Annotated in this window: 18 protein-coding genes and 1 tRNA gene; 12 read left to right on the top strand and 7 right to left on the bottom strand. The window is 36.8% G+C overall.

The window, feature by feature from the left end:
- Window positions 1-51 precede the first annotated feature (51 nt).
- The 8 genes from ACFO7M_RS12690 to ACFO7M_RS12725 all read left to right on the top strand — a co-directional run bounded on the left by ACFO7M_RS12690 (window position 52) and on the right by ACFO7M_RS12725 (window position 5289).
- Window positions 52-510, top strand: a complete 459-nt coding sequence (locus tag ACFO7M_RS12690; protein ID WP_379735984.1) for a hypothetical protein — start codon at window positions 52-54, stop codon at window positions 508-510.
- A 51-nt stretch (window positions 511-561) separates the two neighbouring features.
- Entirely contained in the window at window positions 562-1134 is a 573-nt protein-coding gene (locus ACFO7M_RS12695; RefSeq protein ID WP_379735985.1) for a hypothetical protein, read from the top strand.
- A 140-nt stretch (window positions 1135-1274) separates the two neighbouring features.
- Complete coding sequence (locus ACFO7M_RS12700) at window positions 1275-1901, top strand: hypothetical protein (protein WP_379716875.1); 627 nt, start codon at window positions 1275-1277, stop codon at window positions 1899-1901.
- Between the two features lie 44 nt (window positions 1902-1945).
- Complete coding sequence (locus tag ACFO7M_RS12705; RefSeq protein WP_379716878.1) at window positions 1946-2437, top strand: cupin domain-containing protein; 492 nt, start codon at window positions 1946-1948, stop codon at window positions 2435-2437.
- 361 nt (window positions 2438-2798) lie between these two features.
- The gene (locus ACFO7M_RS12710; RefSeq protein WP_379735987.1) at window positions 2799-3380 is read left to right on the top strand and encodes a hypothetical protein; all 582 of its coding nucleotides are present in this window, start codon (window positions 2799-2801) and stop codon (window positions 3378-3380) included.
- Window positions 3381-3505: 125 nt separating this feature from the next.
- Window positions 3506-4048: a hypothetical protein gene (locus tag ACFO7M_RS12715; protein ID WP_379735989.1), complete on the top strand. Its 543-nt coding sequence runs from the start codon at window positions 3506-3508 to the stop codon at window positions 4046-4048.
- Window positions 4049-4128: 80 nt separating this feature from the next.
- Window positions 4129-4623: a hypothetical protein gene (locus tag ACFO7M_RS12720; protein WP_379735991.1), complete on the top strand. Its 495-nt coding sequence runs from the start codon at window positions 4129-4131 to the stop codon at window positions 4621-4623.
- Between the two features lie 54 nt (window positions 4624-4677).
- Entirely contained in the window at window positions 4678-5289 is a 612-nt protein-coding gene (locus ACFO7M_RS12725) for a M949_RS01915 family surface polysaccharide biosynthesis protein (protein WP_379736057.1), read from the top strand.
- Window positions 5290-5360: 71 nt separating this feature from the next.
- Here the strand turns inward: ACFO7M_RS12725 and ACFO7M_RS12730 are convergent.
- A tRNA-Leu gene (locus ACFO7M_RS12730) sits at window positions 5361-5442 on the bottom strand.
- Window positions 5443-5641: 199 nt separating this feature from the next.
- On the opposite strand from ACFO7M_RS12730, the gene ACFO7M_RS12735 reads away from it, so the two are divergent.
- The 3 genes from ACFO7M_RS12735 (at window position 5642) to ACFO7M_RS12745 (ending at window position 9221) form a co-directional block, all read left to right on the top strand.
- Window positions 5642-7030, top strand: a complete 1389-nt coding sequence (locus ACFO7M_RS12735) for a dipeptidase (protein WP_379735993.1) — start codon at window positions 5642-5644, stop codon at window positions 7028-7030.
- A gap of 6 nt (window positions 7031-7036) precedes the next feature.
- Window positions 7037-7588: a class I SAM-dependent methyltransferase gene (locus ACFO7M_RS12740; RefSeq protein WP_379735994.1), complete on the top strand. Its 552-nt coding sequence runs from the start codon at window positions 7037-7039 to the stop codon at window positions 7586-7588.
- Between the two features lie 64 nt (window positions 7589-7652).
- A complete protein-coding gene (locus ACFO7M_RS12745; RefSeq protein ID WP_379735996.1) occupies window positions 7653-9221 on the top strand; it encodes an FAD-dependent oxidoreductase in 1569 nt (522 codons plus the stop codon).
- Between the two features lie 43 nt (window positions 9222-9264).
- Here ACFO7M_RS12745 and ACFO7M_RS12750 read toward each other — a convergent pair whose 3' ends face one another.
- Window positions 9265-10083 carry a hypothetical protein gene (locus ACFO7M_RS12750; protein ID WP_379735998.1) on the bottom strand — a complete coding sequence of 273 codons (819 nt, stop codon included), beginning with the start codon at window positions 10081-10083 and terminating at the stop codon, window positions 9265-9267.
- 258 nt (window positions 10084-10341) lie between these two features.
- Here ACFO7M_RS12750 and ACFO7M_RS12755 point away from each other — a divergent pair, with 258 nt between their 5' ends.
- On the top strand, window positions 10342-11442 hold the full coding sequence (locus tag ACFO7M_RS12755) for a DUF4407 domain-containing protein (protein ID WP_379736000.1): 1101 nt from the start codon (window positions 10342-10344) through the stop codon (window positions 11440-11442).
- 145 nt (window positions 11443-11587) lie between these two features.
- Here the strand turns inward: ACFO7M_RS12755 and ACFO7M_RS12760 are convergent, their stop codons facing one another.
- The 5 genes from ACFO7M_RS12760 to ACFO7M_RS12780 all read right to left on the bottom strand — a co-directional run bounded on the left by ACFO7M_RS12760 (window position 11588) and on the right by ACFO7M_RS12780 (window position 14431).
- Entirely contained in the window at window positions 11588-12292 is a 705-nt protein-coding gene (locus ACFO7M_RS12760; RefSeq protein WP_379736001.1) for a PH domain-containing protein, read from the bottom strand.
- A gap of 64 nt (window positions 12293-12356) precedes the next feature.
- The gene (locus ACFO7M_RS12765; RefSeq protein ID WP_379736003.1) at window positions 12357-12893 is read right to left on the bottom strand and encodes a hypothetical protein; all 537 of its coding nucleotides are present in this window, start codon (window positions 12891-12893) and stop codon (window positions 12357-12359) included.
- Entirely contained in the window at window positions 12894-13259 is a 366-nt protein-coding gene (locus tag ACFO7M_RS12770; RefSeq protein ID WP_379736004.1) for an MmcQ/YjbR family DNA-binding protein, read from the bottom strand.
- A 9-nt stretch (window positions 13260-13268) separates the two neighbouring features.
- Entirely contained in the window at window positions 13269-13670 is a 402-nt protein-coding gene (locus ACFO7M_RS12775; protein ID WP_379736005.1) for a GNAT family N-acetyltransferase, read from the bottom strand.
- On the bottom strand, window positions 13667-14431 hold the full coding sequence (locus tag ACFO7M_RS12780; RefSeq protein ID WP_379736007.1) for a cyclase family protein: 765 nt from the start codon (window positions 14429-14431) through the stop codon (window positions 13667-13669). Before ACFO7M_RS12780 ends, ACFO7M_RS12775 begins: the two co-directional genes overlap by 4 nt.
- Between the last annotated feature and the right edge of the window lie 4 nt (window positions 14432-14435).

Raw genomic sequence — 14435 nt, forward strand, 5'->3', positions numbered from 1 at the left:
GTTCAATCATCATTTATACAATCCACCCCGAATAACAAAAAAAGTAACCACATGAAAAACATATCTTATTTAATCCTTCTTTTTAGCTGCCTTAGTACTGCACAAATTGACAATAAAAAGGTCACGTTTCTTTACTTCACAGCGGGAGGAATAAAGGCCGACCGCATCGATGTGCGATTTGAAGTTGATGATGATTCTGCATTGGTCTACAAAAATGTTGAAAGAATTGATCCCCACGATAATGATAAAATAACCCGATTAAAGGAAAACACCCGTTTCAAGATCAGTAGCAAAGAATACAACTCATTAATTGATGAACTAGACAAAGCTTTCCGATTAAAACCTAAAGAAGAAGAATATGTTTGTTTCCATTCCAACTTACTTATTGTTAATTTTACGCGGAATGGCAAGGAAGAAGAACTTTCTTCAGAATGTATTGAGGCTAATTTAAATTCTTGGTCATTACCATTACTTAAAAATTTTCTAAAATTAATTAATGAAAAAGGCTAATCCAACTCGATAAAAAATGCTTTTTTGTATATTTTACTTAATTCCATCACCATGAAACCACTTCTTATCTCTATTTTCTGCTGTTTGCTTTTGATAAGCTGCACCACAACCGAAAAAAACATAACCGAAGAGGTGTCGGATCAAGATATTTACCGGGTTGTAAAATTAGTACTTAAAGATATTAGCGCTATAGAAAAACTTGAAGGAACCGAGGATTATTATATCATTGATGCTTTACAAACTCCCAGTTTTGTATATGAAAATCCTGGTTTTGAACTTGAGCGGTACTTTACCACAGAAGATATTGCGGGTATCAAGGAGCAAATTTCAGCACGTGAGCACTTCACATTATTACAAGATTCCATACCTTCCAAAAGACTATTGTCCAGAAAAATCATCGACTCTTTTATTGATAAAAACAGTACAAATCCCAGAGAGAGCTTTTTAAAAAATTACCTACAACACTATGGTGATACCTTTTATCATTCCTTTAGTTTGCCAGTATTTTCGAAAGACAAGAAAACCTTCCTGATTGACGTAAGCTCAATAAATGGTGGTCGCTCTATTCTTTACAAGAATACAAACGGGAAATGGAAAGGAAAAACGGTATGCGTCTCGAGTTGAATCAGCACGGATTACACCCGAACGAAACGAATAACGAAGTAAATCCGCTCTATCATGTTTTAGCGGCAATTTCCTATATTTGATATATGTCCAAAAAAAATGGCTGAAAACAAACTGCCCACTTCTAATAACACACAAAGATGAAAATTTATACCAAAGCCGTTTTACGCTGTTTGACATTCAGCCTACTGGCATGTTTTAGCTTACACGCCCAAGAAAACGAATTGGCTCAATACAAAAGAGACTGGAGAAAATATTTACAACCCAAGCAATTATCGGACTATGTTGATAGTGCTCCCTCAGTTACAAAATGCAGTACCACAGCACTTCCTTTCAAGAATTTGAAATACAACAAAGTGATTGCGTATGATTATGAAGGGAATGAAGAGCCATTTGGAAGTATTACGACACAAGACGGTCATTTTACACCGGTTGTATTGAAACAAAAAAGTCTGAATCAGAAGCAGGTAGCCCAGGTAATTGGTTTTTTGACCGACAAGAAAACGTATGGAGAAGGAACGGCAGCCTGTTTTAATCCGCATATGGCTGTAGTTTTTTATGATGGCAAAAAAGTGGTTTTCAAAGCTGATATTTGTTTCGGCTGCAATTATCTGATTCCATCGGAGGACATTCCGGCTATGAACCATAAAAAAATCACCTTTGATAACGGCGGTTTCTATTATGCCGTAGGTTTTACCAAAACCGGAAAGAAAAAGATCAAGGAATTGGCTAAGGAGCTCGGTTTCTTTTATGGTGATGAGCATTAGATCAACTATCGTATATTTACAGTAACCCACTAACGCATTACTTTATGGATTCCACTATTAGTATTGTCAATCAGAATGAAGGTCCGTTATTCGCCATTGCCGGTGGTAACTACCGAGTTGTTATATCAGGAGCGGCTACCAATGGCAACTATGCGGTTATTGAAATGAGGGTTCCTCCCGGTGGAGGGCCACCACCTCATGAACATCCGGCGATTCAGGAAATGTTTTATATCCTGGAAGGAGAAGTCACTTTCAAAACGGAAGCCGGTATGCAGGTTGTGAGTCAAAATGGTTTTGTGAATATTCCATTGGGTGGCGGAGTACATTGTTTTAAGAATACTTCAGAAACATATGCCCGATTACTTTGTACTGTTGTTCCGGCGGGTCTGGAAAATTTATTTGAGGAAATAGGCACTCCTGTTGCGCCCGGTACCGTTTTACCCATTCCGGAATTAACGGAAGAACGGAAAGCCTTTTTGAAAGCAATGGATCTGAAATACGGTGTTCGAACGTATGCGCCTGATTTTTTGGGGTAAGGTATTAGAAGTAATCCTATGGAATAAGCACTAATCATTCGTCAGTTTGCTTTGGTATGTGATTCAAAGTCGGAATTTTGAGATTGTAATTTGGGATTCCCTGGACTTATATAGATGAAGTATAACTTATAGGATACTTGACTTCGAGGCCCCCTGCCACGGCACAGCAATTAAGAGCCAACCTGAAACGGGATGCTTTGTTGTGCGGGATGGAAAAGACTGTTGGATTATCAGATAGTTGAATTGTTAACAGCGCGAGTACTTAAACAAACCTTAGTATATGATAAAACTATGTTTCATTATCAAACTTCAGTACATTTGTAACCGTTAGTATTAATCGGCACTATCCAAAAAGTAACTTATGCAATTACCATTTCTCACCGTATTTATTTTTTGTTTTTCACAATTAGTGAGTGCTCAGGATTTAGAAGCACTTTCTCTACAGGAACAAGGCTATAATGCATTCGTTGTTGTTGACAATTTAGACTACACTCCATTTGAAGAAGGATTAAAAAGCAATCATCCGGAAGAAGCGCATCAAAAACTGGTTGATACCATTCATGCAATCTATGATGAATTGTTTCCTGATTTTTCCCGGACAAAACTTTTGAACAGCATCAATTTAAACATTGCCCGATTTTATTTCCGACATAATGATTTTGGATTCGCGAAAACCTATTTTTTAAAAGTTCTGGATAGCTCGGATCCTATTTTCCCTTATACGAAAAGCCTGGAGACTTCGGAACGAAATGCTATCTGTTTAAATCTGGCCCGAATATTCATAAAAGAAGAGAATTATGCATCGGCTACACTCTATCTGAATAAGTCAAAAAAATACCATGTAGAGCAAGAATGTGGAAACGGGATTGTTGATGATCAAAAAAGACTACAAGAATTGTATGACATTTGTGAAAGCGGGATGGCTAATAAAAAGAGACCATAAGCTTTTTACTTTGGTATGTAGTTCAAAGTCGGAAAATCAAAGATTCGACAAAGTCAGATTTTGTGCAGCGCGTTACTTTATATAGCGTATAGCAAAGAAAATAATTAAAATAAGTTATTCCATTAATGAAAAAAGCATTCCCATTTTACTTCTCATTATACCTTCTATTTTTAACATCCTGCAGGTACAAAAATGAGAATGAAAAAGAATTTAATGCGCTATTAGCTTTACTCACCAAAAACTATGTCAATCAGGAGTCTTATAACCAATTTACATCAACATGCTGGAAAGTGGACAAAGCTACTTTCAAAAAAGACTCCTTAGATTACAGTAAAGGACTAGATCGTTTGTACGTGCAGGAATTGCCATTCATTCGATTTTTACTAAATAAAAGAGAAGTAACAAACGAATACAATAATTGGATAGAGACCCGAAATCCTTGCTCCTCGGTACTCCATGAAATTGATGTTACCCCGAATAAAAAAGGCACCTTATATCTTATTGATCATCTTTTTACCAAAAAAGGAAAACCAATTATCCAAAATAAATATGTTGATAAAATCAAAATAGAAGAACTAAAACATATCCTATTCGAAGAAGGAAAAACCAAAGATTTTAATGCCATAAAAAGAGCGTATTTGAACTACATCAATACCATAAAGCAATAACAGCCGTACTAGTAAAGAATGAAGTACTTGCTATTATAACACAACCATAAATGGAATACAACAAAGCACATTATCAAAAAATGAAAATTCTACGATTCCTACTTCTTCTAATTGGCTTATCAGTTCCTGCCAATTCACAGGAAGCGACCCAACTTACCCGATACGAAGATGAAGACTGTTTTATTATGTATCCTTCTGATTTAAGCTTAAAAAAAGGAGAGAAAAAAGGATCATTAGGGCATATTATATTTGTCATCAGTAATTTTGGAGAGCAAAAAGAATTCAATTTCCCTATCCTATCACTGAGCGTATTCGATTGTTCACTATTTGGAATGGGAGTTGACGGCATGATTGAATTCAATGAAAGAGGCAAGAAATTAAAAAAAAGAAAAACCAAGATACACCAGAGGAATTTTACTGAGGCCACCTCTGAAACCGATGGCATTACCACTTATGAATACTTTTTTGTACAGGGCAACATTATGTACACCCTACGAAGTGTGGCGCAAACCCAAGTATTTGCCGAAAGAAAGGCAGAAATTGAAGCTATCATGGATAGTTTTGAACTTAAGTAAAAAATGAAATACACAACCTTTAATAAAGCATCCTATTTATTATTATTAGCATTCATGCTATCTTTTTCGGTTGCTGGTTTTAGTCAAACCCAAATTAAAATTGCGCCTTTTGACATTACAAAACTACCGAAGGAGATTACCTATGAAGGAAAAATTAAAACCTCCGTAAGTTGGACAGATCGTCTGGGCAAGAACATTGTTATTACAACAGAAACCGGCATTCATCAAAGTAAAAAATTCAAGCACGAGTTGGACGGTTCCGATGCTGAGCTTTTTGCCTATCACTTTATAGTATCCAATACTACGACTAAACCTACTTGGAGAGTATACGATTACATCAGTGATTGTCCGGTTGACATTGAAGCTTCATTTGTAAAAAACACGTTTCAGGTTACCGATCTTGACAATAATGGAATTGCTGAAATATGGCTAATGTACAGAACCGTATGTCATGGAGACATCAGTCCGTCCACTATGAAAATCATAATGTATCAAGGAGCACAGAAATATGCCATGAGAGGAGAAAGCAAAGTTAGGGTATCTGAAAAAGAATTCATCGGTGGCGACTATATCTTTGACAACGCTTTTTTAAAGGGACCAAAAGCCTTTACTGGGTTTGCGAAAAAATTATGGAATACGCACGTAGTACAAACCTGGGACGAATAGACAATACAAGTAGCAACAACAACACTGCAAAATCAATAAAAAAAAGCCCTTCATTGCTGAAGGGCTTTTTGTGCGGGTGATAGGACTCGAACCTACACGCCTTGCGGCACCAGATCCTAAGTCTGGCACGTCTACCAATTTCGCCACACCCGCAGGGTTTGTAGTACCAAGTATTTTTGTGAAACACTCTCTGTACTGGCGTTTGTGGGTGCAAATATACACATTATTTTTAAATTCCAAATTCTAAAATCAAAAATCAAAGAAAAAATTAAATATGTGTTATTTTGGATTTCGGAATTCAGGAATTGGAATTTCAATTCGTATATTTGGCTTCTACTATTTTTAAACAACAATGGAAAATATAAAGCAATACGTTCAGAATAACAAGGAACGTTTTTTGAATGAATTAATCGATTTATTGAAAATCCCTTCTGTAAGTGCCGACAGCGCTTATGCACAAGATGTAATTGATACCGCTAATGCTGTAAAAGCCAGTTTGGAAAAAGCAGGATGCGATTTTGTAGAATTATGTGAAACACCTGGTTACCCTATTGTTTACGGAGAAAAAATAATTGACAAAGCCCTTCCTACGGTATTGGTGTATGGTCATTATGACGTACAACCTGCTGATCCTATGGAATTGTGGACGTCACCTCCTTTTGAGCCGGTGATCAAAACTACCGAGTTACATCCTGAAGGAGCGATTTTTGCCCGCGGTGCTTGTGATGACAAAGGTCAGATGTACATGCACGTGAAGGCTTTTGAATATATGATCCAGAATAACTACCTGCCTTGCAACGTGAAATTCATGATTGAAGGCGAGGAAGAAGTGGGCTCGAAAAGTTTAGGTTGGTTCGTAGAAAGAAACCAAGCGAAGTTAGCGAATGACGTGATTTTGATTTCCGATACCGGAATGATTTCCAACCAACAGCCTTCGATTACTACAGGATTGAGAGGATTGAGTTATGTTGAAGTAGAAGTAACCGGTCCGAATCGTGATTTACACTCTGGATTGTATGGTGGTGCTGTTGCGAATCCAATCAACGTATTGACTAAAATGATTGCCTCATTGCATGATGAAAACAACCATATCACCATTCCAGGATTTTATGATAAAGTAGCAGAATTATCTGCTGAAGAAAGAGCACAAATGGCTAAGCGCCCGTTCAGCCAGGAAGCTTACAACAATGCTTTGGCCATTGCAGAAGAATTTGGCGAAGCTGGTTACACTACTAACGAAAGAAATTCGATCCGACCTACATTGGATGTGAACGGAATTTGGGGTGGTTATACCGGAGAAGGCGCCAAAACGGTAATTGCCAGCAAAGCGTTTGCTAAAATTTCGATGCGATTGGTTCCGAATCAAGACTGGGAAGAAATTACCGAATTGTTCCAAAAACACTTTGAAAGCATTGCACCGAAGGCCGTTACAGTAAAAGTAACGCCACACCACGGTGGACAAGGTTATGTAACGCCTATTGATAGTATTGGTTATCAGGCAGCTGCCAAAGCGTATGCTGATACATTTGGTGTTGAACCGATTCCGGTACGTTCTGGAGGAAGTATTCCTATTGTGGCTTTGTTTGAAAAAGAATTAAAATCAAAAACCATTATGATGGGCTTTGGGTTAGATAGTGATGCGATACACTCTCCTAACGAGCATTTTGGAGTTTTCAATTATCTGAAAGGAATTGAAACCATTCCATTGTTTTACAAATATTTCGCCGAAATGAATAAATAACCATCGGTGAGCAAGAAAAAATTTATATCCGAAGTTTTAAAATCTACAGGAACTATAGGCGCATTGTCGCCTAGTTCCTCTTTTTTAGCTAAAAAAATGCTGGAGCCGATTGACTTTGCTTCAGCCGATTGTATTGTGGAGTTTGGTCCCGGAACTGGTGTATTCACGCACAAGCTTTTGGAGAAAATGAAACCCGATGCGAAGTTATTGTCTTTTGAAATCAACCCGTCTTTCATTGAAGAATTGCAGAAAATAGAGGATCCCCGATTGATTTTAATTAATGACAGTGCCGAAAAAATTCAGGACTATTTAGAGCAACATCATTTTGCTTCGGCCGACTACATTATTTCGTCGCTGCCGTTTGCTATGATTCCGGATGCGGTTGTACATAACATTCTGACCAATTCCGATAATGCTTTATCGGAAAATGGGAAATATATTCAATTTCAGTATTCTTTGAATGCCAAGAAGAAACTGGAATCCTATTTTTCGGAAGTCAGCATCAATTTCACCTTTTTAAATCTACCACCAGCCTTTATTTACAGCTGTTCAAAATAAAACTAAAGTAGTTCGTGTCTTTCTTCCATTTTTTTTAAGTTTGCCCAACAAACAAAACAACAAAATGAAAAAGACAATTTGTATTGCCGGAGGAGGAATTTCCGGACTATACAGCGCACTCCAACTTAGTGGTTACGACTACAATGTTGTACTACTTGAAGCTTCGGAAAACCACTGGGGCGGAAGGATAGAAACCACTGTATTGGAAAACTTTGTGACCGAATGGGGTCCGATGCGATTTGAAACGAAATTGCAGCCTAAGTTTGGTAAATTGATCGATGATTTAAAGATTGACCTTGTTCCTTTCAATGGTCCGCAGGCGAATCCGTCGCAATTTCCGCAATACGATTTACCATTACAGGAACAGAACCTGAATGCCTTGGATTTATTGCGAAAAGGAATTTTATTGATGATGGGGAAAAACCCAAACAATCCGCTTGACTTCGGGTGCCAGAACTGGATAGACAGCTTGACAGAAGACGATTTCAGAACCATGCGCAAAGAGGCTACCTTAAATGGTAAATACATGTGGAAAATGGGATTTTGGAACGCCTTGAGTGAAGACGGAATTCTATCGCATCAAGCTTTAATGAAAATTCGAGATACCGGAACATTTTACCATATGATTCCGGACAACCTGAATGCCATTGAATGGGTAATTTGGTGGTTGCGTGCTTTTAAAACAGACGGACAAATTTTGGTTACCATCAAAAAAGGGACTGATGAGATTACCAAACAACTCCTATTAAAGTTGAAAGAAAAATCGAATGTCACCCTTATTAACGGAGCCCGACTGGTTTCTTTCCAAAATAACACAAACAATCAAGTCGAAGCCACCTACAGCAAGAACGGTGAAAAACTAAAAATTACCGCTGATCATTTGTTGTTGGCGATGCCACAGTATCCGTTAAAAAAACTCACACATTCATTACCGGAAAAAATCAGGGAAAAATTGGATAGTGTGAACGGTTTTGCGATGACTAAAGTATTCTTTATACTTGATCAACCTTGGTGGGAATACAACCAATCGCCACAGGCTAGAGCCAATCGAATGCCTACGCGTGAAATTCATTATTTCCGACGTTCTAAAACGAATGATTTAGATGGATACGGTATGATTTTGCTGTATACTGACAAACCCGCTACCGAGTTTTGGAATTACTATATTGAGGATCGTAACCAACATGAATTTGCCGAAGTAAATAACAACGACGAGATCAAACAACAGTTTGCCAACTTCATGTCGAAAGACGTTTACCGATCACTTCAGGGCAATGAAGCCATGTCAACCACCGGTTTACAGCTTACCAAAGAAGCCTTGTTGAAATATGCCAACATGAGTTTGAACGAAATCAAAGCCGACATTGAGAAATCGATTGTATCCTATGGTATTCGTGATTGGTCATGTGCACCTTACGGCGCGGGGAATCATTGTTGGAGACCCGGAGTAAAATCTTGGGAAATACAACAGCAATTCAAAGCTTTTGCTTTAGAGAATTCGGAGGTTAAAAACATCCATATTATTGGCGAAGCCTATTCAGACTACACCGGATTTATTGAAGGTGCAATCAATTCTTCGGATTGGGCACTTGAAGAAATCACCGGTAAAAAGATGGTTATCGATTTCCAGTAAAAAATTCAACCACAAAGCGATCCATTCACTTTGTGGTTTCTTTTTATTTCTGAAGCCCTACTTCATTGCGATAAAGATAATCCCCATGGATAGGAGAAAAATATTTGTTCATTTTTTTATCAAACTCCTTCATTTTTGCTTCGTCTTTCCAATAGGCTTTGGCCAATTCGTCATCTTTATTCCATCCTTTTTCGATATCACCTAAACTATCGTACACAAATACTTCTACAAATTCACTTCCTTTAGATCCCCAAGCATGCGCATAGGTATAATACGCTTTAAGGATATCATTTTTTGCTGCTAAATTATCTTGCACTTCTTTAAATAAGCTGTCAAATTCTTTTTGCGTACCGTCTTTCGGTTCTATTGTGGCTGTTTTCCGAACATAATACACCAATTGTTTGTCGGGTAGTTTACTCAATTCTTTACGATACGGCAATACCGTATAGATTTCATCCGAATGACCATCGGCATAAAACGCACCTCTTTTTTCAAAAAAAGCATCTCTAGCCTTTTCATCCGGCCAGGCAGCTTTGATCAACTCATTCTCTTTATCCCATGCTTTCCCAATAGCTTCCCAATTTTCGTAGAGCTGAACGAGAAGAATTTCACTATTATCTTCTGTAAAAAAATGCGTCAGGATATTGTGTTTGAGCACCAATGGATTTTTCATGACCACTTTATCAAAATATTCCTTTTCCACTTTCAACCAATCTTCTTTGGTCAAATCAGGATTCGAAGTATTTCTGTGCAATGTCGTAACGGTTAAATAGCGAGGTTTTGATTCTTGCGCTATTGAAGAAAGTCCAAAACCGAAAAAGACCAAAAAGAACCCCAAAAACTTGTAATGAATTGCTTTCATAATTTCAAAATTTAAATTAAAAAAAACTGGAATTTGTTTTTGAAATCTGAAGCACGTGGATTTTTTGAGAACTTAATTAGATATACACAAATTTACAATAATTTTAACTTAAAATACTGATTATCAGTAAAATATAATTGATTAGCTTTGTATTCCCAAAAAAAGAAGATCTATAAGTCAAAATAAATCAACCAGTTAGCTCATTATTCATTTTTTGGCTTTAAATTTGCTGTATCATCAATCAAATCGAAATTAATCATGTTAAAACGTTTTTTTATTCTGTGCTCCGGTGCAGATAGAGAGTTACTCGACTCTTGCAGTGAAGGGGAACAAACCAAGTACGTTGGAATTGGCGCCACTGTTTTTTTTACTGCCGTTATGGCTTTTTTGGCCAGTGCCTATGCCTTATTTACGGTATTCGACAATGTTTATTATGCTTTGGCGTTTGGAACTGTTTGGGCATTGCTTATTTTCAATCTGGATCGTTTTATTGTATCCACTATTCGTAAGAGGGATAATTTAAAAGCGGAATTCCTTCAAGCTACACCCCGAATTATTTTGGCGATGATTATTGCCATTGTAATTTCCAAACCATTAGAAATCAAAATATTTGAAAAAGAAATCAATACCGTCTTATTGAAAGAGAGGAATGCGATGGCGATGGCCAATAAAAAGCAAGTGACCGATTATTTCAAAGGCGATGTTACTAAAAACCAAGCCGAAATTGACAGTATCAAATCAGGAATCAAAGCCAAAGAGAAAGAAGTAGCTGATTTGTACCAATCGTATATTACGGAAGCGGAAGGATCTGCGGGCACTAAGAAAATGGGTAAAGGTCCGATTTACAAAGAAAAAAGAGATGCCCATGATGTAGCGCAACGTCAGTTGGATTCTTTAAAAGCGAATTCGGCTAAAGCTATAGCCGATAAGGAGGCCAGAGCCAAAACCTTACAAGCTGATTTGGACAAAAAAGTGACCGACTCAAAACCAATCATTGATAATTTTGACGGATTGATGGCAAGAATCAATGCTTTAGGAAAACTTCCTTGGTTGCCTTCGTTCTTCATCATGTTGTTATTTTTAGCCATAGAAACCTCTCCTATTATAGCCAAAATGCTTTCTCCAAAAGGGGAATATGATTTCAAACTCGAAGACAACGAGACGGCTTTAAAAACACATATTGAACAGAACAACTTCCAACGAATGTTACAAAAAGATACCGATGCATTGATTTACAATAAAATCTATGAGGACATTCGAACGGATCAGGGATTGTATGATTACAAGAAAAAAACTGCCACTGATATTCTCCGCATGCAATCGGACAGTTATATGGAGAAACAAAAAAGTGTGATGTAGTTTGTGAATTAACAAATTCCAATCTCAAAATTCCAATCTCAAAATTCCAATCTCAAAATCCAATACTAGAAAAATTTAAAAATAGGAAGCAATAAAAAAGGGATAAGTTGAACTTATCCCTTTTAATTTATTTTTTATACTTCTTTTATAAGTACTGCAAAACTTCCGCTTTTAGACGGTCGTATTCTCCTTGAAGAATCAATCCGTTATCCAATAACTTTTTATAATTCTGAAGTTTAGCGAAAAGTTCATCGCTACTCATTTCGTTTAGTTTCTTTTCACCAGGAGTTGAAGTAGAAATCACTTCGGTTACCGTTTCCTGAACCGCAGGAGTTGACGGCATGATTTCGGCAAAAGAAGTTACTTCTTCTACTTCCACTTCTTCCACAACACTTTCAACTACAGTCTCCGCAACAGCAACTACCACTTCAGGGGCAGCAGCCGGAGCTACCGGATTTTTCAAAGCATCCAATTGCTCTTTTGCGTAGGTATATAATTTACGTGCTTGGTTTTTGGGCAAATAATCGACAGTGTGTGTCAATTCCGTTTTGGTAGAAAATGAAAAATCAGAACCAAGGATTCCTTCTTTTACAAAAGTTCCTGCCACTTCATCCCAGTTGAAGTCAATGAACTCCATTGACAATCCTAAATTTTTAGGTTTACATAAGATAATACGTTTGTTTGTTACCACAATACTATCCGGAAAAACGGTAATCGCTGGTTTCTTTTGTACAGCGATATAGCCCACTTCTTCGTTAGTCATTAATAGGTTTTCCAATTTTGCCGTGATTTTCTCGATGGCCTTTGGATCCTGGTCTTCGTTTAGTATTTTCTTTAAATTATCAATCATAACTATTTGTTCGTTAATTTTTGTATTTGCAATGCATCAAAAGTAATGCCTAATTTATAAGTTTTTAATAAACCGTCAAATAATATTCTGTAATTCTGAATATAATAAAAAGCACAAAAGTCAAAAACAAAAGAATGAGCTTGTGCTTAACTGGTTTGATAGATGGTTTTATTACCATAAAAGACTTTATTATCGATTTCACTCTTTCCTTATTGAGCCACAAAATAACCAACAAACAGCTTTGATACAAAACTGCCGCTCTCAATGCACCTAAGGGAACTCTGTAGAAGACATCCTGGAGTATCACATTGAATAGAATGGTTGTAATTAGAAAACAACCCAAAATTCTCGTTTTCCTGAATAAAAGCAATATTCCTCCAATTACTTCCATACCACCGATAATCAAAGCATAGGGTTTGGAATAAGCGTAAAAAGCCCACATAAGTTGCCCACCATTTAATTGTGAAACTGGTTTATCTATCTGATGTGCATTTCCAAACTGCACAAATTTTCCCAAACCATAAGCCATCATAGCAAATACTACTATCCAACTGATCGCATTTTCAACAATTTCCAGCCATTCTCCTTTGGATATTTTCATTTAACTATTACTAACTTCTATCTGCAACTTCTTTGTTAAACTTTTGAATACTAAATCATACGAATGATCAATCAGTTCTTTTAAGAAAACATCGGAAACCGAACCATTAACTTTTACCGTATTCCAATGTACTTTACTCATATGGTAACCCGGCTGAATATCATCAAATTGTCCACGCAGCTCCAATGCTCTTTCCGGATCACATTTTAAATTGACTGAAGGGTTGCTGCTTTCCCATTCTTTCAATGAAGACAAGGCAAACATTTTGCCACCTACTTTAAATACTAGTGTATCTTCATCAAATGGAAAATGTTCGGTTACTCCTTTTTTGGATAAACAATATTCGTAGTAAATATCTATTGTCATTTCTTACTTTTAAATTATTATTTTTTCCATTAATTTTTCAGGGTTTTGAACTGAAGTAAAACCAAATTTCTCGTACAAGAAATGAGCATCCAAGGTTGCTAATCCCCATATTTTAATTTGTTGTAATTGTGGCTCAGTCATTACAGCATTTAAAAGAATTTTAGAATATCCCTTCCCTCTGTGTTCTTCAACAATAAAAACATCCATAGGATAGGCAAATGAAACCAAATCTGTAATTACTCTTGCAAATCCTATTTGATCATTATTAAGGTAAATTCCAAAACACAATGAATTGTCAATAGAAGTCTGTAGCATCTCTATTGTTCTGTTTTTTGCCCAATATGTATCTTTCAAAAAATTTTGAATGAAGGGAACATTTAATTCATTTTTATCGGTTGAGACTCTGATCATATTTTATATAAAATTGGTTTACTCGGACTGGCATCATTCTCAAACGAAGCGATTTGCAGGTTTAGTATATAGCTTCCGTTTGTGATTTCATCTTTCACAAAAATCATTTCCGTGATAGTGCAATTCATTCTGGCATCAGTATTCAGATTATTCACATCCTTTATGTTCCAAAATGCTTTATGTGCCAATAGTTTCCCTTCATCATGTTCCCTATCCACACTAGGCAAATCAATTAACAAGTGTTGGATTCCGCATTCCCGAATAAAAACAGCAGCTTCTTCTGAAAGATACGGCGGATTGGAATTCGAATATTTTTTTGAAAGTTTTGTTTTTTCGTTGGGCAAAGTCCGAATCACAATCGCTTCGGGAGATTTTCCATTTAAGGCTTTTTCAATCTGATCTTTAGTAATTAACTGATCTTCTCCTAGAGATTCTGGTGTTACCGATATTACTTCTGCTGTAAAAAAGAACTGTTTCAGACATTGATTAACGCTGTAAAAATCGCGTGTAATATGTCCTAAACATTCTGTATGCGTACCATGACCATGCGGATTGAAAAGAATGTTATTGAAATTGGTCGAAGAGCTACCTTCGGAAACTTTTCCAACCCAATCTCCGAAACGCACTGGTTCGATTACCGGTTTCTCAATATACCAGGCTATTGGATTTTGATCGGTATTGGTTAATGTTATTGAAATATCCAGTGGTTGGGATAAATCGATTGTAAAGTTCTGGTCGTGGTGTTGAATTTCTGCAATCACTTTG

Source organism: Flavobacterium sp. GCM10023249 (assembly GCF_042653365.1).
Classification (GTDB): domain Bacteria; phylum Bacteroidota; class Bacteroidia; order Flavobacteriales; family Flavobacteriaceae; genus Flavobacterium.